Annotated in this window: 25 protein-coding genes; 9 read left to right on the top strand and 16 right to left on the bottom strand. The window is 41.3% G+C overall.

Annotated features, from left to right (window positions below; genetic code table 11):
* Positions 1 to 145: 145 nt before the first annotated feature.
* On the bottom strand, positions 146 to 679 hold the full coding sequence (locus JUI58_RS22395; protein ID WP_204106066.1) for a DOMON-like domain-containing protein: 534 nt from the start codon (positions 677 to 679) through the stop codon (positions 146 to 148).
* 9 nt (positions 680 to 688) lie between these two features.
* Positions 689 to 1,798, bottom strand: coding sequence for an aminoglycoside phosphotransferase family protein (locus JUI58_RS22390; RefSeq protein ID WP_204106065.1), 1,110 nt, complete (start codon positions 1,796 to 1,798; stop codon positions 689 to 691).
* A 445-nt stretch (positions 1,799 to 2,243) separates the two neighbouring features.
* On the opposite strand from JUI58_RS22390, the gene JUI58_RS22385 reads away from it, so the two are divergent.
* The 3 genes from JUI58_RS22385 to JUI58_RS22375 all read left to right on the top strand — a co-directional run bounded on the left by JUI58_RS22385 (position 2,244) and on the right by JUI58_RS22375 (position 3,063).
* Entirely contained in the window at positions 2,244 to 2,513 is a 270-nt protein-coding gene (locus JUI58_RS22385; protein ID WP_204106064.1) for a hypothetical protein, read from the top strand.
* A gap of 44 nt (positions 2,514 to 2,557) precedes the next feature.
* Entirely contained in the window at positions 2,558 to 2,758 is a 201-nt protein-coding gene (locus JUI58_RS22380; protein WP_204106063.1) for a hypothetical protein, read from the top strand.
* A 74-nt stretch (positions 2,759 to 2,832) separates the two neighbouring features.
* On the top strand, positions 2,833 to 3,063 hold the full coding sequence (locus tag JUI58_RS22375; RefSeq protein WP_204106062.1) for an HNH endonuclease: 231 nt from the start codon (positions 2,833 to 2,835) through the stop codon (positions 3,061 to 3,063).
* A gap of 40 nt (positions 3,064 to 3,103) precedes the next feature.
* On the opposite strand, the gene ilvC is transcribed toward JUI58_RS22375, so the two are convergent.
* Entirely contained in the window at positions 3,104 to 4,129 is a 1,026-nt protein-coding gene (gene ilvC, locus JUI58_RS22370; RefSeq protein WP_348539954.1) for a ketol-acid reductoisomerase, read from the bottom strand.
* A 17-nt stretch (positions 4,130 to 4,146) separates the two neighbouring features.
* Positions 4,147 to 4,377, bottom strand: a complete 231-nt coding sequence (locus JUI58_RS22365) for a hypothetical protein (protein WP_204106060.1) — start codon at positions 4,375 to 4,377, stop codon at positions 4,147 to 4,149.
* Between the two features lie 7 nt (positions 4,378 to 4,384).
* Here JUI58_RS22365 and JUI58_RS22360 point away from each other — a divergent pair, with 7 nt between their 5' ends.
* Complete coding sequence (locus JUI58_RS22360; RefSeq protein ID WP_204106059.1) at positions 4,385 to 5,371, top strand: GerMN domain-containing protein; 987 nt, start codon at positions 4,385 to 4,387, stop codon at positions 5,369 to 5,371.
* Between the two features lie 16 nt (positions 5,372 to 5,387).
* Here JUI58_RS22360 and arsC read toward each other — a convergent pair whose 3' ends face one another.
* The 4 genes from arsC to JUI58_RS27145 all read right to left on the bottom strand — a co-directional run bounded on the left by arsC (position 5,388) and on the right by JUI58_RS27145 (position 8,052).
* Positions 5,388 to 5,783, bottom strand: a complete 396-nt coding sequence (gene arsC, locus JUI58_RS22355) for an arsenate reductase, glutathione/glutaredoxin type (RefSeq protein WP_204106058.1) — start codon at positions 5,781 to 5,783, stop codon at positions 5,388 to 5,390.
* A 51-nt stretch (positions 5,784 to 5,834) separates the two neighbouring features.
* The gene (arsB, locus tag JUI58_RS22350) at positions 5,835 to 6,989 is read right to left on the bottom strand and encodes an ACR3 family arsenite efflux transporter (RefSeq protein WP_204106057.1); all 1,155 of its coding nucleotides are present in this window, start codon (positions 6,987 to 6,989) and stop codon (positions 5,835 to 5,837) included.
* Positions 6,990 to 7,083: 94 nt separating this feature from the next.
* On the bottom strand, positions 7,084 to 7,884 hold the full coding sequence (locus tag JUI58_RS22345) for a GUN4 domain-containing protein (protein WP_204106056.1): 801 nt from the start codon (positions 7,882 to 7,884) through the stop codon (positions 7,084 to 7,086).
* A 45-nt stretch (positions 7,885 to 7,929) separates the two neighbouring features.
* Complete coding sequence (locus JUI58_RS27145; RefSeq protein ID WP_275414387.1) at positions 7,930 to 8,052, bottom strand: hypothetical protein; 123 nt, start codon at positions 8,050 to 8,052, stop codon at positions 7,930 to 7,932.
* Positions 8,053 to 8,098: 46 nt separating this feature from the next.
* Here JUI58_RS27145 and JUI58_RS22340 point away from each other — a divergent pair, with 46 nt between their 5' ends.
* Positions 8,099 to 8,902 carry a YwqG family protein gene (locus JUI58_RS22340; RefSeq protein WP_204106055.1) on the top strand — a complete coding sequence of 268 codons (804 nt, stop codon included), beginning with the start codon at positions 8,099 to 8,101 and terminating at the stop codon, positions 8,900 to 8,902.
* Positions 8,903 to 8,909: 7 nt separating this feature from the next.
* Here JUI58_RS22340 and JUI58_RS22335 read toward each other — a convergent pair whose 3' ends face one another.
* From JUI58_RS22335 to hpsA, 7 genes are all read right to left on the bottom strand, one after another.
* Positions 8,910 to 9,959 (bottom strand): hypothetical protein, encoded by a 1,050-nt coding sequence (locus JUI58_RS22335; RefSeq protein ID WP_204106054.1) that lies wholly within the window; start codon positions 9,957 to 9,959, stop codon positions 8,910 to 8,912.
* A gap of 109 nt (positions 9,960 to 10,068) precedes the next feature.
* Entirely contained in the window at positions 10,069 to 10,776 is a 708-nt protein-coding gene (gene tsf, locus JUI58_RS27385; RefSeq protein ID WP_348539953.1) for a translation elongation factor Ts, read from the bottom strand.
* A 588-nt stretch (positions 10,777 to 11,364) separates the two neighbouring features.
* The gene (gene rpsB / locus JUI58_RS22325; protein WP_204106052.1) at positions 11,365 to 12,177 is read right to left on the bottom strand and encodes a 30S ribosomal protein S2; all 813 of its coding nucleotides are present in this window, start codon (positions 12,175 to 12,177) and stop codon (positions 11,365 to 11,367) included.
* A 118-nt stretch (positions 12,178 to 12,295) separates the two neighbouring features.
* Positions 12,296 to 13,009, bottom strand: a complete 714-nt coding sequence (locus JUI58_RS22320) for a type II secretion system protein (protein ID WP_204106051.1) — start codon at positions 13,007 to 13,009, stop codon at positions 12,296 to 12,298.
* Positions 13,010 to 13,030: 21 nt separating this feature from the next.
* The gene (gene hpsC / locus JUI58_RS22315; protein ID WP_204106050.1) at positions 13,031 to 14,119 is read right to left on the bottom strand and encodes a hormogonium polysaccharide secretion pseudopilin HpsC; all 1,089 of its coding nucleotides are present in this window, start codon (positions 14,117 to 14,119) and stop codon (positions 13,031 to 13,033) included.
* 77 nt (positions 14,120 to 14,196) lie between these two features.
* Complete coding sequence (gene hpsB / locus JUI58_RS22310; protein WP_204106049.1) at positions 14,197 to 14,913, bottom strand: hormogonium polysaccharide secretion pseudopilin HpsB; 717 nt, start codon at positions 14,911 to 14,913, stop codon at positions 14,197 to 14,199.
* Between the two features lie 31 nt (positions 14,914 to 14,944).
* Entirely contained in the window at positions 14,945 to 21,064 is a 6,120-nt protein-coding gene (hpsA, locus tag JUI58_RS22305) for a hormogonium polysaccharide biosynthesis protein HpsA (protein WP_204106048.1), read from the bottom strand.
* Positions 21,065 to 21,445: 381 nt separating this feature from the next.
* On the opposite strand from hpsA, the gene JUI58_RS22300 reads away from it, so the two are divergent.
* From JUI58_RS22300 to hpsE, 3 genes are read left to right on the top strand one after another with little or no spacing between them, the layout of a single operon-like run.
* Complete coding sequence (locus tag JUI58_RS22300; RefSeq protein ID WP_204106047.1) at positions 21,446 to 21,658, top strand: hypothetical protein; 213 nt, start codon at positions 21,446 to 21,448, stop codon at positions 21,656 to 21,658.
* A complete protein-coding gene (locus JUI58_RS22295; protein ID WP_204106046.1) occupies positions 21,655 to 22,293 on the top strand; it encodes a class I SAM-dependent methyltransferase in 639 nt (212 codons plus the stop codon). Before JUI58_RS22300 ends, JUI58_RS22295 begins: the two co-directional genes overlap by 4 nt.
* Positions 22,294 to 22,338: 45 nt before the next feature.
* Positions 22,339 to 23,301, top strand: a complete 963-nt coding sequence (gene hpsE, locus JUI58_RS22290) for a hormogonium polysaccharide biosynthesis glycosyltransferase HpsE (protein WP_204106045.1) — start codon at positions 22,339 to 22,341, stop codon at positions 23,299 to 23,301.
* Here hpsE and JUI58_RS22285 read toward each other — a convergent pair.
* A complete protein-coding gene (locus JUI58_RS22285; protein WP_204106044.1) occupies positions 23,298 to 24,224 on the bottom strand; it encodes a glycosyltransferase in 927 nt (308 codons plus the stop codon). The genes hpsE and JUI58_RS22285 overlap by 4 nt on opposite strands.
* Here JUI58_RS22285 and JUI58_RS22280 point away from each other — a divergent pair.
* Positions 24,223 to 25,044: a class I SAM-dependent methyltransferase gene (locus JUI58_RS22280; protein WP_204106043.1), complete on the top strand. Its 822-nt coding sequence runs from the start codon at positions 24,223 to 24,225 to the stop codon at positions 25,042 to 25,044. The two genes, JUI58_RS22285 and JUI58_RS22280, sit on opposite strands and share 2 nt — an antisense overlap.
* Positions 25,045 to 25,065: the final 21 nt, after the last annotated feature.

Raw genomic sequence — 25,065 nt, 5'->3', positions numbered from 1 at the left:
TGTTGACCACAGAGCGACAAACTAGCGACGCATTTGAGGGTGTGATAGCTTAAAAAACGTAGTTCCCAAGAACTTAGGCTGGTCAACTATGGGCTTGCTTCAAGCCCCCGCTATACCCAAAGGGTTAGCGGTGGGTTATTGACTCCTATAATTGAATCACAAAACTATCTTGATGATGAAAATCAGCTTGTTTTTGAGGATGAGTTAGGGCATAATAAGCTAGATCGCCATTTTTAAATTTTATAACGGTACTAATGGCAACTTCTAAAACTCGATCTGGGGAAGCGATCGCGTCTAAATTAAGCTCTATATTTAATGATACACGATTATTTTCTTCTCGAATCAAAAACGGTAAGATCATAAATTTTATCTCTTCTTTCATTCCTTCTCGATAATCCTGAAAATGATAGATATTCCAATGGCCGCTTGGGGAGAGATTGAATTCCCAATATTGAGATGAGTTATGGGGTTTTAGGAAAAATTCAAAACAGGTTTCTTGCCAAAGTTCGCGTTTGCGGTTAGGTTGATTGACTAGGGGAGGAATAGCCAATTGTTCCAAATTTCCTGTAAGTTCGTAATGGAGTGAAAGAATGCGATCGCAGCGAGAAATTGCCCCAGAAATTGTTAGATTATGATGCAAAATGTCAGAGGGAAAGGGAGATAATAAAAATTCTGGCATTGATTCTATTCAATTATCGCTTAAACATTCTTGGATCAGATTCCGAATAATGCTTTCTTGTTGCTCAATACTTTCTACCAGTTTAAATTGAACTATAGCACGATTCAAGTTATGTTCTGGATATTTAACCTTAAAATAAACATTTCCTGCGAGATAGTCACTAAAGAATCTTAATCCTAACTCGAATGCGATCGCGCTAATACCATCGTAGAGATAATCATAATCATGTTTAGTCAAAAAACTCTGCGCCATTGAGAAATAACCTTGTAAGATAGCTTGACACAGATCGAGATTAAAAGAAACCTCATCCCAATTTTCTGTTTCTTCCCCGAGAAGATTGCAACCCGATCGCAAACAGTCACCGATATCATAATGAACTAAACCGGGTTTAATTGTGTCTAAATCTATCATGGCGATCGCCTGTCCGGTACTTGCATCCATCATCACGTTATTGACCTTGGGATCGCCGTGAATGGGACGCAAAGGCAGTTTTCCGAGTTGTTTGGCATCTTCTAAAATTGTTGCCCAATGGCGGCGATTTTCGACGAATTGCAGGGCATATTTAATTTCAGCAGTTGTAGAGGGGGAAGTTTTTTCTAAAATGCGATCGTACTGCTCTAAATAACGGGGTAAAATATGAAAGCCTTCTAAAGTATCCGCTAATTCTTCACAGGGAATATTGCTTAAAAGCGTATGAAATAATCCTAGTCCGTATCCTACTTCTTTGGCTTGCTGTTTATTCGTAATTATATCATAAGTTTGTCCTTCAATAAAACGAATTGCCCGCCAAAATCCCCCTTCGCGATCGCGCCAATATTCCTGACCTTTTTGAGTTAATAATATAGACGGAATTTCCCATCGGCGATCGGGTTCTAAATTGATTTTTTGGAGATTTTCTGGGGCGCGATCGCAGAAAACTCGCATATTTTGCATTACCAATTCTGGTTGCGAAAATACTTGTATATTGATGCGCTGTAAAATAAAATAATACTCTTCAGAAGCATCTAAACTTACTCGAAATGTTTTATTGATATTGCCATTGCCAAATTCTTGAACTTCTAAAATCTGGCGATCGGGTTTAAATTGAGAGGCGATATTAATTAAAGAATTTAATTTCATTTCTGGTACTTCATAAGATTTGTTTCATATTTGAATCAGAAATTTGACTAATTTGCAGATTAACAGTTTCGTAGGGGAGCAGGTCAGTTTTGTAAGAACACTTGAATTATATAGCAAGTCCATTTGATTTGTAAACAAAGAATCCAGTAATGGTAAGGGCTTCAGCCTACGCCACCTTCACATCTCAATTAGGATTGCTATATGTGTCAAATCAAGCTCAAAGTCCCATCAGATCAAGCTAAAATATGCACCATGTCATGGTTTAGTACAAGTGGTCTGCGAGTTTGACCTGCTCCCGTTTCGTAGAGCCATATTTGTCAAGTTTTTTAACAAGATTTTATATAAAGTAAGGTTGTCCTTGATTTATTTTGCATTTTTTTACTGTAGTATAGTAGCAAAGTGCCGGAAACTTTGACAATAACATTAGCGATGGAGATTATAGATAATGGTGCAAGCAATGCCTACACCCAAGATCAAAATTCTGGATGAAGGAGATAGTGTCCTGAATATCTGGCCAGTTGAATCTGGGTATAATATTGCGGTTAGAAAAAAATCCGGTGAAGTTTCTGTAATATTGGTAACACTGGATGAGAATAAGTTTCCGAGAATTCAACACACACCTAACTTGAGTATTGAGTTTAAGGAAAATGACATTGAAGAGGTTGAAACAACTCTTACAACTGCAAATGGTGTTCTCAAAACACGGACTTTTTAGTGTTTGTGAGTGTAAATCAACAAATCTCATCAAGGATAGTGATTATGACGGATGACTCCAAACGAGACAAGGCACTTCACGCTAGGATTGACAATTTAACCAGCGAAGAACAAGAAAAAATGGTAACAGCCATTAGACAAGCAAAAAAAAGCATTGCACCAGAGGCAAGAGGTACAATTGTTGAAGGCGATCGAAAAAGTCTCCCAAGTCAAGATTTTAAAGCTCTTGAAGGTGATAACGAATAGAAAATTTTACAAACCTTCATAGCAATTTTGTGTAGCTTTTTTCCTTGTAGTTTTTCAAAGGAGTTAATCTAAAAATGGGACAGAATCGACCCTACAAACATCGAAAAGCACAAAAAGAAGTCAAAGAATACGAACAATATCAATGTATGGTTTGCGGCAAAATTAGTCAAAACGCGCAAGGCCATCACTTGATTCCCTACAGCGAAGGTGGATCGGCAGATATGCAAAATATGATAACCCTTTGTTTGGATTGTCATCGTAAATATCATAGGGGAGAACTAAATATTGATATTTACAGATTTTGAACTTCAAGGGTGTGTTAAAAACGATAACACACCCTACGCATTATCCTTTTTTCAACCAGCTAAACATTGCCCGTAAATCTTTCCCAACTTCCTCAATAGGATGTTCGGCTTCTTGACGACGCATTGCCGTAAAACCGGGCTTTCCAGCTTGATTTTCAAGGACAAATTCTCGGGCAAATTGTCCCGATTGAATTTCCGAGAGAATCTTCTTCATTTCTGCTTTAGTGTCGGCATTCACCAAGCGCGGACCCCGTGTATAATCGCCATATTCCGCAGTATTAGAAATGCTATCTCGCATGGTTGCCAAACCACCTTCAACCACGAGATCGACAATTAATTTGACTTCATGGAGGCATTCAAAATAAGCCAATTCCGGTTGATATCCTGCCTCAACAAGGGTTTCAAACCCTGCTTTAATTAAAGCACTTAAACCGCCGCATAATACAGTTTGTTCTCCAAACAAATCGGTTTCGGTTTCTTCCCGGAAAGTTGTTTCTAAAACCCCCGCCCGAGTGCCACCAATTCCTTTTGCATAGGCCATAGCGCGATCGCGTGCCTGTCCCGAAGCATCTTGAAAAACCGCAAATAAACAAGGAACTCCTTCTCCTTGTTCGTAAGTTCGGCGCACTAAATGACCGGGACCTTTCGGCGCAATCATAACTACATCAACATTGTCTGGAGGGACAACTTGCCCAAAATGAATATTAAATCCATGAGCAAAAGCGATGACATTTCCATCGCTTAAATTGGGTTCAATTTCATCAGTATAGATTGCTTTTTGTACTTCGTCGGGGAGAAGAATCATAATCACATCCGCCGCTTTAGCCGCATCCGCAACAGAGTGAACTTTTAATCCGGCTGCTTCTGCTTTTTGGACAGATTTACTGCCCGAATATAAGCCAACAATAACGTTAATACCGCTATCCTTTAAATTCAACGCATGAGCGTGACCTTGAGAACCATAACCAATAATTGCAACGGTTTTATCTGCGAGTAGGTCTAAATTAGCATCTTCGTCATAATACATTCGTGCCATAAAACGATCTCCCGAGTTTAATTCTGAAATGACGGACAAGCATCAGATTATACCAAACTTAGGGAGAGGGGTAATGAGCAATTAGCGATCGCGCCAATATATCCCCGTGAAAGTGCATCAGGTGGGAACACAGGGAACGTCATAATCAGCGCTGCACATTCCGTCGGTACGCGGCTTAGAATGAAAGAAAAGATAACCGATCCACTCAAGACTAGGGTAAATTCAGTCATGTCCCGTTCCCGCCAATTATCCATACTTGCTTCGAGTTTAACAGTCACGTTGCTTATGATTGCAGCCTGCGCCCAACAACCCGCAAAAGTTACCTCCGAGTCTGTCCCTCCCAGCGAATCAACCCAAAACGAGACAGCTTCTCAGTCAACCTCTCAAACGGATACTCCTCCCGTAGCCCAAGCTAACCAAAATACAAAAAACTCCTATCGCGTGCAAGTTTACTATCCTAAAAATGGTGGAGTAGAACCTGTTTGGCGAAAAACAAATAGCCAAGGTTTAGCTAAATTTGCGATCGCGCAGTTGGTGGAAGGTCCCGCAGAGAGTGAAAAACAAAATGGTTTGACCCAGGCGATCGCATTACAAGGAAAATCGAATTGTGGGGAAGATTTTGCGATCGCGATCGAAGAAAAAGTTGCTAAATTACAATTCTGTCGCGAGGTAGTTGTAGAAGATAACGCACCCATTAATAAGGCGATCGAAGCAACATTGAAGCAATTTCCCACCATAGACAAAGTTGCCATTTTAGATCGAGAAGGAAAGTGTTTAGGGACAGAAGATAGTTCTTGTTTGGAACAAATACAACCTCCCAACAAATTAACCTTAACAGGATTGGGTGGGGTAGAAATTGGCATGACCATTACAGAAGCCAGCCAAAAAACAGGAATTGAATTTGTAAATGAATCGAGTGGTGGGGAAGAAGGTGGCTGTTTTTATTATAAGGCAGCCCAAGAACCTCAAGATGTTTACTATATGGTAACAGAGGGAAAAATTGCCCGCATTGAAGTTAATACGAAGAATATCACAACCTTAAGCGGGGCAAAAGTTGGCGATACAGAAGAGCGAATTAAAGCCCTCTATCCTGGTAAAATTGAGGAAGAAGGTCATGAATATGTTCCCGGTGGGAAATATTTGATTTTTGTGCCGGAAGATGCCTCCAATCAAAATTATCGCGTTCTCTTTGAAACCAATGAAAAAGGCATTGTTACGCAGATGAGAAGCGGGAAACTCCCAGAAGTTAATTGGATAGAAGGCTGTGTTTGATACAATTTTTTTGGCATTAACAAACTAGAGTCTTCACTAACTTTTCCACTCGCTTTTTAACTTCTTCTCGCACTCTGGGAAATATCTCTGGTTGTTCCGCAGGATCGTCTAATTGCCAATCCTCAAATATTTCACGAGTTAACCATTCTGGAGGTAAATTGACCCCACAACCGCACAAGGAAATCACAATATCAAAATCTTCTGCTTTAAACTCATTCAGTGCATTAGAAGTTTGCTTACTAATATCAATACCAACAGCAGACATGGCTTTAACAGCATGAGAATTCACTTCACTTGCTTCTAAACCAGAACTAAAAACTTCGAGTTTTCCTGAACCTAATTGTTTCGCAAAGCCTTCAGCCATTTGCGAACGAGAGGAATTTTTTCTGCACACAAACATTACCTTTTTCACGATATTTCTCCAGAATGGGTTGATTTTCAGACAGATTCAATACAGAATAATTCAAGGCAGAGAATTTAGACAACGAGGATCGGGTAAAGTTGCTTTTTCCGGTTCTCGCGGAAACCAAAAAGCAGTTCGCTTGCAAAATTCTACCAGCATTAACATTACCGGAACCTCAATTAATACTCCCACAACTGTTGCTAATGCCGCACCGGAATTTAAACCAAATAATGTTACACTGGTGGCGATCGCGACCTCAAAATGATTACTAGCACCAATTAAAGCAGCAGGTGCAGCATCTTCATAGGATAGTTTGAGTTTCAAACCTGCAAGATAGGTAATCAGAAAAATAAAATTAGTTTGCAAGAATAATGGCACTGCAATGAGAACAATATGCAAAGGATGATTAACAATTAACTCTCCTTTAAAGGCAAATAACAAAACTAAAGTCAATAACAAAGCACTCACAGCGACGGGAGAAAGCACATTTAAAAAAATACTTTCAAACCATTGCTTGCCCTTATATTTTAAAATCCAATAACGGCTATATATTCCAGCCGCTAAAGGAAAACCGACATAGATTAAGACTGATAAAACAATCGTTTGCCAAGGGACAATTAAATTATTGGCTGATAGCAACCATTTACCCAAAGGAGCATATAAAAACAACATGGCAAGAGAATTTACTGCTACCATAACCAAGGTATGCCCTTGATTGCTATAAGATAAATATCCCCACATCAAAACCATCGCCGTACAAGGAGCAATTCCCAATAAAATAGCACCCGCAATATAAGAACTTCCCAGACTAATTTCTACCCCGCGAATGATTTCTGTTGAATTTAAAAGAGGAGCAAATAAAAAACCTAAAAAGAATTGAGCAAAAACAACCATTGTAAAGGGTTTAATCAGCCAATTGATGACTAAAGTTAGAACAACAGGCTTAGGCGTTTTCGCTGCTTTTACTGCTTGAGAAAAATCAATTTTGACCATGATGGGATACATCATGAAAAATAAACAGATTGCGATGGGAATAGAGACATTATAAACACTCATGTCATCTAATTTTTGTGCGATCCACGGAAATAAACGACCTAAGCCAATTCCCAGCAAAATACATAAAAATACCCAAAAAGTAAGGTATTTTTCAAATAAGTTGAGTTTTCCTCCGGCCTTAACAGCTTTGGGATTAATATTCTGACTCGAATCACTCATGGTTTACCTCTAGATATATCAGAAAATTAGATCGGAGGGTTTGGAGACCAAACCCCTACGTGAAATTTTAATGCAAAAACAAAAATCAGATTGTTTAATAACATTTTGTTAGCTTGGATATGAGTGCTGAAAATAGTTTTCCTCCTCCTTCCCAACCGCCAACAAACCAGACTAAACCATCCCCAAAAATAGGAAGATGTCCTACAGGAGCATTGAGACTAAAATCAATTTCATCATAGCGCAACCAAGCATTTCCCCGATACCAGCCAACTTTTGCCCCAAATTTATGCCAAGTTTTCGAGTGAATAAAACGAGTTCCTCCTAAACTCATATATAAGTCTTTTTGGATGCTTAAACCAAACTTGCCATCTGTTGCTTCTAACCAGAGGCGATCGATTTTTTTAAGACTATCACAAGGAAATCGATCTAAATCGGTTTCTGTCAAAAATCCTTGTTTTTCCCGTTGCGCGATCGCGATCGCCAATCTTGCTGTTTCCCCATCAGCCTCTTTCCAATCTCTTTCAGCCAATAACGTCTCTAAAAGCGCGTAATTGACCAAAATTTCCTCTTCTACATTAGGAGAAGAGGAAATTGTTTCTACAAGAGAATTTTGAGCCGGAAAATCTTGAGAGAATTGAGCAATTTGCTGAGAAAGTTCAACCCTTTCTTTTGACGCTTGTTGTAAATCGGCTTGAATTTCTTGTAATATCAACTCGAGTTGAGAATAAGATTGTAACTGCATCCAGATTCGCCTTCCCCAAGCTAGGCGATCGCGTTCTTTTGGAGACAGTTGTTCCAGGGGAGAAGAAACTGCCGCTAAATACCAACCACAGGTTGTACAATAGCGAATCTCTCCTTCAGTATATTCAGCTTGACAAATCGGACATTGAGACAAGATTGCTAGTCTCCTGTAGACGCATCCTCAGTTATCCTAGCAAACTTAAGAGAACCTGCGATCGATATTGAGAATTGAAAACTGAATTGCAAATTGAGATAAAATGCCCTTGATACCAAAATGACCCATTGTGCGATCGCTAGGACTTGAATTGGCGATCGTAACCATCAATTTTTAGAAAAATGGGTTTGTCCCATCAACAACAAGTTACTTTATGAGCTATAAATTCACAGCAGAATTACCCGATCTTTTAGAACCCTTACGAGAGAAAATCGAAGCGACCCTTCAACCTTACATCGCGATCGAGCCAGAATTCGTTTCCGAAACTACTTGGACCCAAAGCAAATTTGGTGGGCTTCCCTATCTTCCCAAAGCGGTTGAATATCCCAAAACTCCCGAGGGAGATTATCTTTTTTTACTCGCCCAAATCAACTTTGCCGAAGTTCCAACCTTGGAAAATTTACCCAACCAAGGAATTTTACAATTTTATATTGCTAGTGACGATCTTTATGGGATGAGTTTTGAAAATATGAATCGTCAAGCGGGATTTCGCGTTCTCTATTTTCCTGATGTTAGCGATCGCAGCGACGATCTCGTGACAGACTTCAGTTTTTTACCCGAACCCGACGATCTTCCTATGGAAAAAGGAATTACTGCTCGACTTCAATTTACCTCAAAAATTGCACCAATCAGCGTTGGCGATTATCAATTTCCAGTAATTTTTAAACCAGAATTTGCAGAGGGTGAAGAAGAAGACTATTGGGAATTTTTAGAAGAATATGAAGAGTTTTTTGAACCTGGAAGTCATCAACTAGGAGGTTATCCTTATTTTACGCAATCCGATCCCCGCGAAAATATTGATACAGAAGAAGCCTATCGCTTACTCCTACAAATTGACTCAACAGATGACGATAAAATTATGTGGGGAGATGTCGGAATTGGCAACTTTTTCATTAAAACTTCTGCTTTGAAAAAATTGGACTTTACTGATGTTCTTTACAACTGGGATTGCGGTTGATCCCTTTTTAAGACTCCTCATACCAAATCGATCGCCAAGCAATTTCAGCCTCGGCGATCGCTTTTTCTCGTTGTAATTTTTCATAATATTTGTAAAGTTTTTTAACTTTCTTTCCTAACTCGCGAATACGATTACGTTCCACAGATAAAGACGGTTCGGCAAATTCAATTTCACTCAACCGCAAGCGCACGGCTGTTACCTGCATAACCATAGACTCTTTAGACGATCTTTCATTTTCCGCTTCAATTAATAAATTGAGGGTATTGGGAGAATTACCCACGGCTGAACCGGAACCATCTGCCTCAATTGCAGCCTCTAAAACTTGCGGAGGCAACTTAGAAGAAAAAATCTTGGATGATTGTAATAAATGATTAGTTTGATTAGAAATATCCTGCAAAATGTTAACTAAGACCTTTTCAACTCGTTTCACAAAATTAACGAGATGGATAGGATGATAGGGATCTTGAATCGGATTATCATTATCATTATCATCATCATCATCATCAATCTCTGACATTTCATTATCATCAATCTCTGACATTTCATCATCATCAATCTCTACCATTTCATCATCATCATCATCATCTCCGAGAATATTTAGATTCCTATTCTTAAATTTTTCCTTATCTTCTTTCTTTGCTTCTTCTTCCGAGCCATCTTTCACACTTTGAAATAATCGTTCGCGCAGCATTTTTAATTGTTCTTCTGTAATGGGTAATTTTTTGAGGATTGTTTCTCGTATATCTTGTGTCGCAGAAGGCAACTTTAAATGTTCGGCACGCTCGAGAGCAGAACTAAAATCTTCATATCCTTGATTACCAATAGCTCTTATTTTCTTTTGTAATTCTTGCCGTTCATGAACTGTTAACTTTAAAAATAAATGTGGATAAGTTTGCGTACAGATTTGATAAACGACAATTGACAAATGTTTTTTGAGGGAATGACCCAAAACCTCAAGATAACGAACATAGCGATCATTCAGTTCCTTTTTGACATCCTCAACTTGTTCTGAGAGTATTTTTAGTTCTTGCTCGATTTTTGGTAATGGTTTAGTCATGGGTCATAATTGCTACAAAATATGATAAAAAGGCAGAAAGCAAAAGAATAAATAATTCCTTGCTTTTGCCTCTTAATTGTTACTTTATCTTCAAGGCAGCTTAAACAATCTATTTTTGACCGGATTGTGCTGCTACTTCCTCAGCAAAATTGCTTTCCTCTTTTTCGATCCCTTCTCCCAGCACAAAACGGCTGAAGCGACGGATTTGGATATTTTCACCCAATAGCGCGATCGTTTGCTTCACTAATTCCTCAACCGTAATACTTTGATCTTTAATATACGGCTGATCCAGTAGTGTAATTTCTTTTAATCGCTTGCTAATGCGTCCCTCAACTATTTTCTCGCGAATATTTTCGGGCTTGTCTGCTAAGTCCTCTCGACCCATTTCAATGTCCTTTTCCTTTTCGATGAAATCCTTGTCAACTTCATCAACGCTAACGGATTCAACATTAGGACAAGCTGCAATTTGCATAGCAACATTGCGAACTAATTCCTGGAATTCTTCCCGACGAGCCACAAAATCTGTTTCGCAATTGACTTCAACCAAAACGCCAACGCGACCGCCTGTGTGAATATAGCTACCGACTAATCCTTCTGCTGTTACCCGTCCTAATTTTTTTCCAGCAGAAATCATGCCTTTTTTACGCAGCCACTCTGCAGCCTTCTCTAGATCGCGATCGCTTTCCATGAGGGCTTTTTTACAATCCATCATCCCTGCGCCAGTTTTTTCCCGTAGTTCTTTAATCAACTTGGGAGATATCTTAGATTGAGTTTCTGATGTTTCTGCTTCTACTTTAGGAGTAGATTCTTCCTCCACAGGTGCGGGAGTTTCTGCTTCCACTTTAGGCGCAGATTCTTCCTCCGCAGGTGCGGGAGTTTCTGCTTCTACTTTAGGAGTAGATTCTTCCTCCGCAGGTGCAGGAGTTTCTGCTTCTACTTTAGGAGTAGATTCTTCCTCCGCAGGTGCAGGAGTTTCCGCTTCTACTTTAGGAGTAGATTCTTCCTCCGCAGGTGCAGGAGTTTCCGCTTCTACTTTAGGAGTAGATTCTTCCTTCACAGGTGCGGGAGGTTTAGATTTGGAAACAGTTGTTGTTTTCTTGGGATTTTTCTTTTTCTTGTTTTTTGACATGACTCTAATACAATCGAAATATTCTTTAACTATTGTGACAGGTCTGAGAAATTAGAGGGGAGTCGGCGATCGCCGCTCCCTTTCTCTAACAGAACTTACGCAGCAACAGAACTTACGCAGCAACAGGACTTACGCAGCAACAGGACTTACGCAGCAACAGGACTTACGCAGCAACAGGACTTACGCAGCCAGGGAGCGAGACGCTCCCACTCCCGTATTCTATTGTTACGGTAGTGCGGGCATCTTGCCCGCTAATGCGTAAGTTTTATCTAACTATTATTCTTCACTATCATCTGCGCTTTCTTCGAGAATATCCTCTTCTTCCTCATCATCATCCTCAAAATCTTCCTCGTCCGCATCTTCGATAACTTCCTCAAAATCCTCGTACTCTTCGTCGCTTTCAAGTTGACCGTGGCGACCTTCATAGATAGCATCAGCCAAACGACCGACAATCAACTTAATTGAGCGAATAGCATCATCGTTCGCTGGAATGGGAATATCAACTACATCGGGATCGCAGTTGGTATCCAACAAGGAAACAATGGGAAGCCCTAACTTTTGACATTCAAGAATCGCATTATATTCCCGACGCTGATCCACGATCAAGACGATATCGGGAGGACGACGCATAGTTTTGATACCACCGAGATACTTTTGTAATTTATTCAGTTCTCGACGCATGACGGCCCCCTCCTTTTTGGGACGCTTGGCAATATTGCCACTCTCTTCAAGGTGTTCTAATTCCTTGAGACGTTCGATGCGATTTTTGATGGTTTCCCAGTTGGTGAGCATTCCACCCAACCAGCGCTGGTTGACGTAGTAAGCACCGCAACGACTGGCTTCTTGCGCTACAATGCCTGCTGCTTGGCGTTTCGTGCCGACAAAAAGAAAGCGCTTGCCCTGTTCGGAAGCAATTCGCATATACTCGTAAGCATCTTCCATTAAGTGAGCGGTTTGCACCAAGTCAATAATGTGAACGCCATTGCGAGCGGTATAAATGTAGGTATCCATTTTAGGATTCCAACGGCGAGTTTGGTGGCCGAAGTGAACCCCGGACTCTAGCAGACTGGCTAGGGAAACAACGGGCATATTCTTTTATCTCCTGTATTCGGGTTTATCCTCCACCGGGGGAAGTTTCTCGAGGGAAACACCCGAAAGTCCCGGTGTGCGATTTTTGACAACTTTTCTAGGATAACACGAATTGAGTTTAATCAAGTGGTGTTGGCTCTTGACATTCATTTTCGGTGCGTCCAATTCTGACAGATCCTAATAGGGTTTCGATTTCAAGACAGCGAAATGTCGAGGCGATCGGTTCTCCAGTATTTGAGTTTTTAACCCCTACGCGAATCATTAAATTAGTATTTGGGGCAACTCCGTCAACTTCTCTTAATTCTCCGGTATGATCGAAGGTTATTCCCCACCATTCCGTATCGTTATCAGCTATTGCTGTAAAAGGCGTATTAGGAGCAATGCCGGCTAGTTGGTTATAACCTGCCAAGTTAGTTTGCAAAACAACTTGATTGGGTTTTAATCCAATTTCGTTTCCTAAATCTCCGGCTTCCCAATAGCTATCAATATTGGAATTAGTCGGAGGATTAGGGTCGAGATTCGCCGGATGAACGGCAATTTGGGGAATATTATCTTCAGTTCTCAAACTCACACTGTAGGAACGTTTTTCCTTTCTGGCTTTACTTTTTGCTTCGTTTATGGCTTGCAACACAGCATCATTCGCACTATTAACCCGACGGCTATTCATAAAACCAACCCATCCTGGGGCGGCGATCGCGCCTAAAATACCAATAAGGACAACGACAACAATCAGTTCAATCATTGTAAAACCAGCATCATGCTGAGGAATTGTCTTCGGGTGTAGTCTATTTTTAAACTTGCTTGTCCCATTTTTGAAAGTTGTAAAATTCATGGCTATTTCTCCTGATTTTGTTTATTGAACTAATGCGCCAATTGACTTTACTTCGGTTTTTGTGCTGGGAAAATAAGAGGAGTTATTATCGCTATATGTGGGAGGATTGTTTTCAGAACGAATCCGGGCTAGAGCATTGCCTCGCAAATAAATAATTACGGCACTATCTCGATTATTAATACAAGCATAAAAACTATTAGGAAAATCTGCGGGAGCAGTTTTAGGACTCTGAGACCAAATTGGCTGGCTATCTGCATCTTGGTCTGTCGGACAAGTTTGTTTTGCGGGTGGTGCATTTGGGGCGGCTTGATCAGCAGGTGTTTGATCGACGTAATCAATTAATACCTGCATGGAGTCAGCAGTATAATTTTCACCAGTTTTTTTAGTCCAGCGATTCATTTTTCCCTTTAAGTCTGAACCACCTAAACTCAAATCAAACATTGCAAATCCCTTACTGGGATCGACAAGAAAATCACTCGTATCATCGGGATCGACAACCCCATTAGCAATTTCAAATCTGGCAATTCTGGCACTGTTTGACCAAGCTGCACTCGTAGCATTATTATTTTTAATTAAGTAATAAGCAACAAGGGCAAAGACAAAAGTATCATCACATTGACTGGCATTATTTCCATTACAGTTCGCCACATTATTTTTGGGGATAATCTCTTTAAAAGGTTTGCGCTTCCAAAACACTAAAATCGGCTGACAGTTATTTTCATTAACACAGCCGGAAAGCTCACCGGATTCAGGGGGAATTTCATTTTTGATGTTATAGGGACTTGCATTAGTGCTACTGTTGTCCTCTAAGGCAGCCGCGTCGTAAATATAAACAGCTTGTTTTAAGTCTCGTGCCATAAAATCTGCTGCTGATTGCAGTTCATCTTCTGAGGTGGCTTTTGCTTGTTCTTGGCGATCGGTTTGTAGTAAGTTTACGGCTAACCCTAATAAAGGACTAATAACGAGAATGGCGATAATCATCGCGACCAAGAGTTCAATGAGAGTAAAACCTTGGCTTGAGATTTTTTTCCTTGTGCTGGGGAGTTGGGTCAGCAGAAAGAATTTTAACTGTGTTAAATATTTTGGGTTTTGAGTGTTTTTCTTAAACATAATTTTCCCGAAGAAAAAGTGCAATATTACTGCCAGATTATTATTCCGAAAATTGATGGAAATGGAAAATATTCAAATTACTCGAATTGATTTTTTAAGTTTTGATAGGTGGTATCGGAACCAATAATTTCGGTGATGGTGATGAGAACTGGGGCTTTACGATCGCCGAACCCACCCGAAAAGGTTTTAGCCTGTTCGTCGGTTTTCAAAGCCACTGAGTCGGCAAAACCATCGGCGCGGTAGACGCGAATGCCTAAGAAATAGCCCCGTTTTGCGTTGGCGGTTGTGGAGTCATTTTGCACCCCAGAAGCCTGAACGACAAAATCTTTCAGGTTATCATTTGTACACTTTCCATCGTTATCCCCATCTACACAATACAGGGCAGATTGTCCCGGTGTTGGTGCCGTACAATAGCCGCTTCTCGCGTCGGTATAAGGAACATCAGTGCCGTTATTGCCTTTTCTCAAGGTACGAACGGTACAAGTGAGAGAACCGGCGGTGGGTGCAGCAATATCTTTTAACTTTTCGACATATTTATCTTTGGTTCGATCGCCTATGGTTTGTACGGGAGGAGGGGCGATCGTGTCACTGCGAATCCCATCGAGGTAGGCTCGGGCGGCTTGGGTTGCCCAGTCTACTCGCCGCGCCTGTATCCGCGTGGCAGCAGAGAGGGCGATAACGGGGCCGATCGCCACGATCAAGATGCCGACGACGATAACGGCGAGGAGAGATTCGATAATGGTGAAGCCGGCTTCACTGTTGGCGCGGGGAATGAGAGGAGGTTTGGTTTTCATGGTTTTTTAAGGGAATGGCGATCGGGCAAACTTAGGGATTTTCTGGGCAGCTACTCGGGCGATAATTAGTGTTGACGGGTTGTTTTCCTCCGATTTTCTGGCCGTTGGTATTGCTGAAGGTGCCACAGAGTAGGTTTTGAATCCAATCATCGTCGCGGCTGACCTCGCGATAGTATTCGTTGGGATCGTCTGTGGGAGGCAGGGTAAAGCGTTGGGAGAAGAGGTCAGGCAGTTGAGAAAGAATACCGACATCAAAACCCCAATTCCGAGTCGGTGGTTCGTAAATGCTATTCCGCCTGGAGTTCAGGCTGTAGATTTGGGGATAGCCAAAGAAGCTGCCGGAATTATTCTGGATCGAGAAATTTGCATTCTCGTGCAGGAGTTGCCAATAGGGGGCAGTTGCATAGGTACTGCGTTTGAGTTGGATGAAGGAACCGAAAATGGTGATTAGGTTTTGGTTATACCAGTTTTCCAGAAATCGCGTGAGATTACCGAAGGAACCATTCGACTCGAGAACCAGTGGATTACCGGAACGATAGCGGGAAGGACTGTCTCCTGTTGCCATAACGAAGTTAAATGTGCCATCTTCCGGACTCGCACTGGTATCTCTTGCTTGCTGCAACCAGTTAGAAACAACAAGTTCATTCCGTCGGGGGTTTTCTCCGTAGCGGATGGGGGATGAAGTCGTTCGTTGAGGAATGCTCAGTTGTAGGACGGGGACGAGGAGGGGTTGGTGAGAGGTGGTGATGGCGTTGAATGTTAGTGCTGAACCCCCCGCCGAGGTGTTAAAATCTGCGAGAGTCTCGCCACCAACTGTTCCTCCCGTACCGTTGAAACCGAGGAAACGACCACCATTAATTGTTGTTTGCGTTCTCACACCGCTACCTACTGGAATAACTCCAGCCGTGTCGAACATGACTTGATTATTTGTTCCACTATCGCGACTGAGAAAATTCCCAGCTAAGGAATTGTTTCCAGCGAAAACTATTCCTCCCTCATTGACCACCCAAAAGATATTATTTGGATTAACTCCATTGAGAACTAGACTGACATTCTCAAAAAGTATCGGATCGTTCAAAGTAGACGAATCGGGTCGGAATATAAACATGGTGTCTGAATTGCCATTGAGAGTCAGAGTCACCGGAGTTGATGAATCACCAAGATAGTTAAAATTTACTGATGTTCCAGGGGATGCTGTGCCAACAGCCACGGAAACGTTAGCAAAAGTATAGGTATACACTTCAACAGTTCTTAAAGGATCTCCATCTGTTAACGTGGTATCTGCAAATGTTTTATGAGTTCGAGATGGGTCTCCTAAAGGAAGCCCTGAGACTGTAGTACCATCTGCATTTAGGGTATCGGATACAGCATACACACCCGTATCGAGAAACCTGTCTATTGCTGTATTGACGTTACACCCACCACCACTGATAGAAGTGGGTTGTGCATCTTGAGATTGACCTCCATTCGCTCCATTAATACAAACAGAGCGATCGACAGAAGCATTAGGATTTGTATCGACTAAATTTGCAAGTGTCCCGTTTAGATAATTTGTTTTGTAGCTGGAATGATTTAGGTTATTGGCAATATCGCCTTGGTCAGTTGTTGTATCGATAAAGAAATCGATATCGGGTAATAACCAGTCATCGCGCTCGTCGAAATAGCCAGCAACATAAGCATCCTTTGTTCCTACAGTCGGAGTTGGATTAGAGTAAAACAACTTATCATTATTGCTGGTATAGGTTTGACTTCCTAATGTCCAAGGCGATCCAGTATTATTTGTTCCAGCAAACCAAAGAGAATCATTTGCTGAAGTTGGTGTTGTTCCGGTATAGGGTGCTTCTGCTACATTGCTACCCACAATTCCCAAGGGAATTGGTCTTTTGTTATTATCTAAAACCAAATTTCCATATTGCCGTTTAAAGGCAACTCGACGGGGATAGTGCTGATCGGATTCATCTAAATTTTGGATTGGGGCAAGAACCGTTGTGCCTGCACCAATGAGAGTACGATTAACAGCAGGAATTTTCAGCAATTGTTCCGACGTTATTTTGGTTTCTGGATAATTGTTATCGGTTGTATTCCCATTACCATTCAAATCGATACCGATCGCGCTTTCCTGTACGAATTGACTTGAACTGATAGTGCCACTGCTATTGGCATCGTAACCCACGACCCAATCACTAGGCGTACATTCAGAAACAGGCAATTTCCGACAGATTTCCATTACATATTCCGGTGCATTTTTCCGTCGCTGAATGGGCAGTACGCCGTTATTGAAATAAGAACTACCTAAAGCATCACCAGTATTCGCGTAGCTGGCATCGGTATATCCCGTCGTTGTCCCAAAAGCCGTTGTATTATTGCTCGATAGTCCATTGGTGACGAAAGTATTATCCCAAAAACCATTCTCGCGACGAGCTTTGTCGATATCTTGACTGGATTTAACAAGGATATTGGTATTCGCTGGATCGGGATTGAGGGTACTGGTGGTGATATTCCGGAAAAGGTTATCAGTTTGGTTATTTCGCAGATCGAAATCTCCATCGCTGCGGAAACCGAAGCGGAAATCATGGGTTAGTAATGTGATGGTATCTGACAAAATTGTTGCTTGTCGCCATTGATCGCCAGTCAAACATTTGTCGGGTGGAAGGCGATCGTCGTTGGTCCGACAGGCAAAATTATCATTGAAACCATTACCGTTTGCCCCAGCAGACCGAGTGTAGAAATTACTCCAATTTTCAGTTAATTGCTCGTCAAATTCTTGGCCACTTCCCCCGGTGTGCAGGTTAAATCCTGGCGTACCATCATCCGGATCTCCAGCCCTGATATACAACGGGTTATTGGAAACAAAAATTAAGCCCTTTTCTTCTTCTCGGAAATCGTTATTATTGTTACGACCGAGGGAACTGCCATTAATGAGCATAATTCCATTCGGGCGGCGGGTGGGATCGAGCCAGAAGTCCGTCGCACTGACTTTCTCAAACTTGTCAAGTTCTTGGTTGTAAAGCGTTGTATATCCCGCTTGCTGCGGATCGGCAGGGCGATCGCTGGCATCGGGTAAGGCATCATCTCGCGAGGCATAGATTACACCACTATCAGGAAAGAGATATTCTGGATCGGGTCCATTCGTTGATGCTGGTGTTGTTTGTCGTCGCAAGATATCGAGATCGATCGCCGTTGCGCGAACTTCTAAAGGTTGGCGCATTTCTATCGCCAGGTCATATTGAGAGATGCGATATTCGACACTATTAGGAAAATTAGTTGTATCCGCAGAGCGTCCAGTACTGGACGGCTGGCGATCGTAACTGTTATCTGGATCGAGGCAACTGCTGCCTCGGGTAAAGCCGCAAGTATTGGCATTTCCTTCAATGGCTTTAATTTCCCGACCGTCGAGGAAAGCGACCTCTTGAATCGTGCCATGAGGGATGGTATAACCCCCCGATAGACTCGTTGAGGGTGAGATTGCCCCAAATCCGGGGACGCTGATGCTAGGCTCATTGGCTAAAATCTGCAAGGCACAAAGCGCGGAATCAATAGCAGCGCGATCGGAGTTGGAAAGATTGCTAATTCCACCACCAGCCAACTTGATTAAGGCTTGCGCGAGTTGCGGATTCACCAAACGTCCATTCGGATAAACTAATTCCGCTTGATAGCGCAGAATGGTATTGCTTGCCAAACCCGTGTTAATACTTAGGGGGGGATTATAAGTAATCCCATTATTTGAATTTGGGTTACTACCTATCACAGTTGCTCGAGTAGTCAAACCTATGGGATTTTCCCAAGCTAAATTACCACTAATACTCGGCAGTCCGCTTCGATTTTGTGCCGTTGTACTATCGGTGGGGTCGTAGAAACTACTGATACAAGCAATAGGAGGGGCGGGAGTATCTTCATTACTATCGTCATCTTTGGTATAGTGATAAACCGCCGTCGCCCGCATTCTTAGGAAAGGACGGGGATTGCCGCTTTCATCTTCAAGGAAATCTGGGTGATTGGTACTTTCCGCATCATCCTGATTAAAATCTTCTGCATTTTTCAACCAATCTGGGTAAGGGTAAGGGTTAGGGATAGTCGCTGTTGGGCTGTTGTAGTTACTTTTCGTAGCTGTATAAGGAATCACGGGCATCGTATCCGGCCAAATCACGCGAGAAACGGTGTTATTAATGGGATTAGTGAGGTTTAAGTTACCGATTTGCCCTAGACTAATATCCAAAGGTAAATATATCCCCGCCCCCGTCACAACCCGTAGCCCTCCATAACCATCTAAAGTATTTTCGGGGAGTTTCGCCGCCGCTTCTTCCCAGAATCCATCTCGGCTGATATCTCCAAGATCGGCGAGGGCGCTAATACGAGTTTGGCGATAGCGTTGTGCGTTGCTTCCCGTCCAGTTTTCGCCATTGATTAATTGTTGGCTTTCCTCTGTGGCAAAACTACCTGTAGTCGGATCGAACCATTTTTCCGGTAAGTTATTGCCCACCAAAACGCGATCGCCGAGGAGTAACTCTGAAGCGCCCAGTTCATCGGGATTAGTTGCGTTGAGTTTATCCAATTTCAACGTCAAACCAGAAATTGTACTGGTTCTCCCATTATTCTTGTTAACGGGATAGTGCCATTCGTCGATAGGACGGAGAAAATCAGTATTGTTATCTGTGAGGACATTACCGACTGTTCTATTGCCTATTCCCGGATCTCCAAAAGGAACTTCAGAAAAAGGAACTCGGCGGGTTCTTTGCCTGAACCATGTTTGATATTCTTCTTCAAGCAATTCAGCTTGCGTTTTCGTGTTACCCGGTTCAGCCAAACGATTATTAACTTCATCTGTCACCGCTTCGGGAGGCGTTCCTACCAGAGAGATCGCCGCCTGAACTAATAGCGCAATGCGCTCCTCGTATGCTTGGGTATTGTAAGCGACTAAACTCGCATTCTGATTGGTGGATTTTTCCGTGTTATTAATTCTTTGAGAGCCAGGATTGGCTCCCTCTGTATAAAGATCGACATTAATATCATTCCAACTATCAGTGCTACCGACAATCCCATTGGAAACATTACCCCCGACAAAAATCTTGCCGTTTTCAGTTTCGTAAAAGCAGGATTCATCGCTGCTAACCTGATACAAACCAATCGTACCATTGCTTCCTCGTCCTGAGTGAAAGTTACTATTGGCAATGATGCGGCCATTCAGGTTTAATTGGGTAGAACCGACAAAGATTTCTAAGTCATCTTCATAAACAACGGCATTATTACCGAGAGGAATGCGGCTGCGATCTTGCTGATATTCGATCGCGCTAAAACCTCGATTACCCGCATAAACTTCATATAAACCTGCGGCACTATAATCTCCACCACCGGGCAAAATATTACCCGTTAATTCCACAATCGGAACCGTTAAGGTATAAACATAAAAACCTTTTTTCAGTTTGCCACCGACCTTATACCAGCCATCTGACCCGGTTAAACTGGCGCTAGTCCCTAAAGCTACGGCACAAGCCTGACTCGTGGCGCTGTCATCTTGGGGGGGGGTTCTCGCTTCAATTTCAGACCTGGGGCGATCGTCCCCACTACTGGGGGATCGAAAGTAAATACCATAAAGAGTAAAACTATCAAATTTCCCATTGTTATCAGTATCAACGGGAAAGCGCCATGCAGTCGTCATGACTTCATCTCGTGTCGGGCTGACGCTGGCATTAGGGTTATCGTATTTTGTTTCAATAGAATTACTACTGTCAATATCTGCCGCCAGTCGCAAGCGAACTTCATCTCCCAAATCATATTGCGAATCGTTAAAAGCGTTGAGGAGTGCCGTATCTGCTGGGGTTCCTTGGGGGAGAGTCGGATCGGCAAAAACAGCATCAATTTTCTTTTTCGCCCGTTCGATCGCCGGGAGTGCCGCGTTAAGCACCACTTGGTTTACTCGCACGTTGCTGGCATTTTTAGCGCGATCGAAGGAACGAACGACAATAGTGGTTGTTAATAGTGTTACTACTAAAATCACCATCACTACCGTGGGCAGGATAAAACCAGCTTGAGAGGCATTACGAGGAGAACGCAAAAACTGCCGACTCAGCCAACGGTTTAATCTGAGAGGTAATAACAGAAGTTCTTGCAGTAGAACTTGAAAACTTTTAACGATTCGTTTGAGAATTGACATGGCGACTTGTAGACACAATTAACACAAGGAACTGAGAAAGAGGAAGAATCAAATAAGACTGGTAATATCTAAATAATTTCAAAAAATATAGCTCACTTTTTAGGCTGGGGGATGGACTGATTCCCTTGTCAACCGTAAAGTCCGCAATTTTGCACTCGAATAAAGTTCTTTTTGCGAGGATGTTTGGGGATTTCTCCGGAAAAATACGCTAAGGGGATGTACTTAACAGTAGTTGCTTTCCTACCCTTGCTCGTTTATATAGCAATGGGTGGGAGTGACTTCAACGCCATTTTAGAGATTTCCGCATAATAAAATAATTTTTTCTCTCAGAAAGCAAAAAATATTCTCTTTTGCAGCAGCCGAGGCAATATCCACGCCTACTTGTCCCTAGAGTACCCATTTGCCCAAGGAAAGCGATCGCGGATATTACGGGTTATTTGTCTGGAATTTGGGGGACTTTCCCCCAATTTTGGGGGGCCAGGGGGCAAAATATTATTGAATTGCGATCGCCTTCAAGGGTCAAAGCAAGGAGAGGCGCGATCGCCTTCTGTTAAGATGATCGAGGTGTTGGCGTTCTTTAAATCATTTTTATGAATGTACTCTCTGAGACTCTAAAATCAATGCTACGGGGGTTTGTTAAAATTTCCTCCCTCGGACAAAAACGCGGAGCGCATATTACTCGATTCTATATGTACAAGCACCTGCAAAACGTTACCGCAGGGCTGAAGCGAGAGGGCAAAATTCTGGCGATCGGTAATTCTCGAGGATTTTGTGAAATCTTAAATTTTGAGACGGCACAAATTGTCGAAGCTAATTATCCTGAATATAATATTTTAGCTTTACCGTTTGCAGATAATGAGTTTGATTTTGTCTGTAGCGATCAAGTTTTAGAGCATATTGAAGGCAACCCACAAATTGCGATCGATGAGAGTTATCGTATTTTAAAGCCTGGAGGAATTGCCATTCATACGACTTGTTTTATCAATCCCATTCATAAAGAACCTGGAGATTTCTGGCGATTTACTCCAGATGCGTTAAATTTACTATGCCATAAGTTCTCAAAAATAATTGATGTCGATGGCTGGGGCAATAAATATATTTGGGCGATCGAATCTATTGGTTTGAGATTTGAACCTATCCCAGAATCATCTTGGCATCCCCTCCATAAGTTAGCCATGAAAAATCGCAAGGATTGGCCGATTGTGACTTGGATTGTTGCTCAAAAATAAGGTAAATATTTAATAGATCGGGAATCGATCGATCCGAAATATATTATGGATATTACAATCGCAATTCCTACCTATAATGGAGCAAATCGTCTCCCTTTGGTTTTAGACCGTTTACGCAATCAAATTAAAACAGAAGGAATAACTTGGGAAGTTATCATTATTGATAATAACAGTCGTGATGAAACTGGAAAAATTGTGCAGCAGTATCAAAAAGACTGGGAAAATTTAGTTTCCTTGGAATATTTTTTTGAGGCTCAACAAGGATTAGCTTTTGCGCGAGAACGGGCAATTAAAGAAGCAAAAGGAGACTTAATTGGATTTTTAGATGATGATAATATTCCTGCTTTAGATTGGGTATATCATGCAGTCCAATTTGCTCGAGAACATCCTCGATCTGGTGCTTATGGTGGACAAATTCATGCAGATTTTGAGGTCGATCCTCCTCTAAATATTGACAAAATTATCGGTTTTTTTGCAATTAGAGAAAGAGGTGAAATACCTAATCAATATCGACCTGAAGTGATTAGTTTACCTCCTGGTGCAGGCTTGGTTGTACGTCGAAAAGTTTGGCAAGATTGTTTCTCTCAATCTTCAAGTTTTGTTGGTCGAGTGGGTAATTCAATGTTAAGCGGAGAAGATGCAGAAGTGCTTTTATATATGTACAAACAAGGCTGGGAAATTTGGTATAATCCTAATATGCACTTGGATCATAAAATTCCCGCTAAACGTTTAGAAAAAGAGTATTTACTTGCTCTCATTCATGGGTCTTGTTTACCTCTATTTCCTTTAAAAATGATTGTAGCTAAAAATTGGGAGAAACCTGCGATCGCTTTTAAAACGGTCTTCGGAAATCTTTATAATGCACTAAAGTATAAAATTAAATACCGAGAACAATTACAACAAGATAATATAATTTCTCAATGTGAACTGCAAATTTATATTAGTCGCATTGCTGGTTTTTTCTATTATCTTAACCAAAAGCTCAAACCCGTTAAAAAACTCTTTTAATTATTTTTGTCTAAATTCTCATTACCCAAAACTGTGAGAAATATGCCCTTAATGAAAAGAATAAAAAACAATTTAATTCCTGAAAATTTCAAGGATTCATAACGGAAATATTGCCAGCTAAAATAAAGCGATAATCTGCCATTTTTTCGATTAGCTGAAGTTGAAAAAACTTTGCAGGCTAAGTATTTATAAAGAAGAGATAAACTTTTATTTTTAAGAGGTTGAAGTAATTCTGGATTGCGCTTTAAAGCCAGTTCTATAACTAACAAACTTTGGGAGTGATGACGTTGTAAGTTAGTCGAAAAAGAAGTATCGGAAATACGATAAAAAATCTGCGATCGCGACACGGGGACAAAGTGATAGCGATCGGCTAGTCGTAAATAAAAATCCCAATCTTGTACAGAAGTTAAAGAAGTTTCAAAATAACCGATGCGATCGATCGCTTCTCGACGGACCAAAAGATTAGAGCCATTTTCAAGGAAATTATGAAGGAATAATTCGGATAAAACATTTCCTTGGGGACTCAAATGCAAACCCGATCGCACCCAATTTCCGCGATCGTCAATATAATCTGTCCAACTATAAGCAACTGCTGCTTCGGGATTGTTTTCTAATGCTTGTAGTTGTGCTTCTAACTTATCAGGAGACCAAAGATCGTCAGCATCTAAAAAAGAAATATATGCACCGATCGCCATCTTTATTCCTCGGTTGCGACTCTCGGAAAGACCCGCATTAACATCAGAAATAATGCGAATGCGGGGATCGGAGATAGCTGTAACAATTTCTAAAGTGCGATCGCTAGACCCATCATTACTGATAATGAGTTCCCAGTCTTGAAAAGTTTGAGCGAAAACCGAGTCAATTGTTTCTCGAATTGTCTTTTCCCCATTGTAGACAGGGATAATAATCGAAATTTTGGGCATGGTTGGACAAAAAATAGGCTATGCTGGAAAAACAGGAAGGATACAGATTATGACAAGCACGAATTCTTTAAGCGATCGCCAAATCATCCAAGAGAATGAATACGAATACCCCTATCATTATATTCCCAGATGGGACGGTGTTCATTTTTCCCAGACACAATCATTATCTTGGGGTTACGAATATATTTCCTATCTCTATTTTATTTTAGAGAAAGCAGAGAAAATTGGCTTTGAATCTTTACTCGATCTCGGTTGTGGAGATGGCCGCTTTCTCAGGGAACTAACTAAAAAAAGTTCTGGAAAACAGGTCATTGGACTAGATTACTCGCAACGTGCAATCGATTTTGCAAGGATCATGAATCCTAATATTGAATGGAGATGTGGGGATATTAGTGAAGAAAATTTATTTGATTTTAAGTTTGATATTATTACTTTAATTGAAACATTAGAGCATATTGAGCCTAGTGCGATCGCGAATTTTTTACAGGGTGCATCTCATTATCTCAAAGATAATGGTTATTTTCTCCTCACTGTCCCTAGCAAAAACATTAAAGTCGAAGATAAACATTATCAACATTTCGATTTAGATGCTTTGGAAAATGTTTTAAGTCCATTTTTTACGATCAAAGAGGCCAACTACCTCAATCATAAAACTTCTCGTCCTTTGAGACTGATGCAGCGTGTTTTATACAATCGTTTCTTCATTTTAAATCATGAAATACTCTTACAAAAGCTATACAATTATTATCGTAATAATTTGTTATTAACCGATGATAAAAATTGTCGTCGTATTGCTCTTGTTTGCCAAAAAGCTACTTAAATAAACAGGTAATAAGAAAAG

This window comes from Spirulina sp. CCY15215, from assembly GCF_016888125.1.
Classification (GTDB): Bacteria; Cyanobacteriota; Cyanobacteriia; order Cyanobacteriales; family Spirulinaceae; genus CCY15215.
The sequence above is the reverse complement of the archived record's forward strand: the minus strand, read 5'-3'. Positions and strand labels throughout refer to the sequence as shown.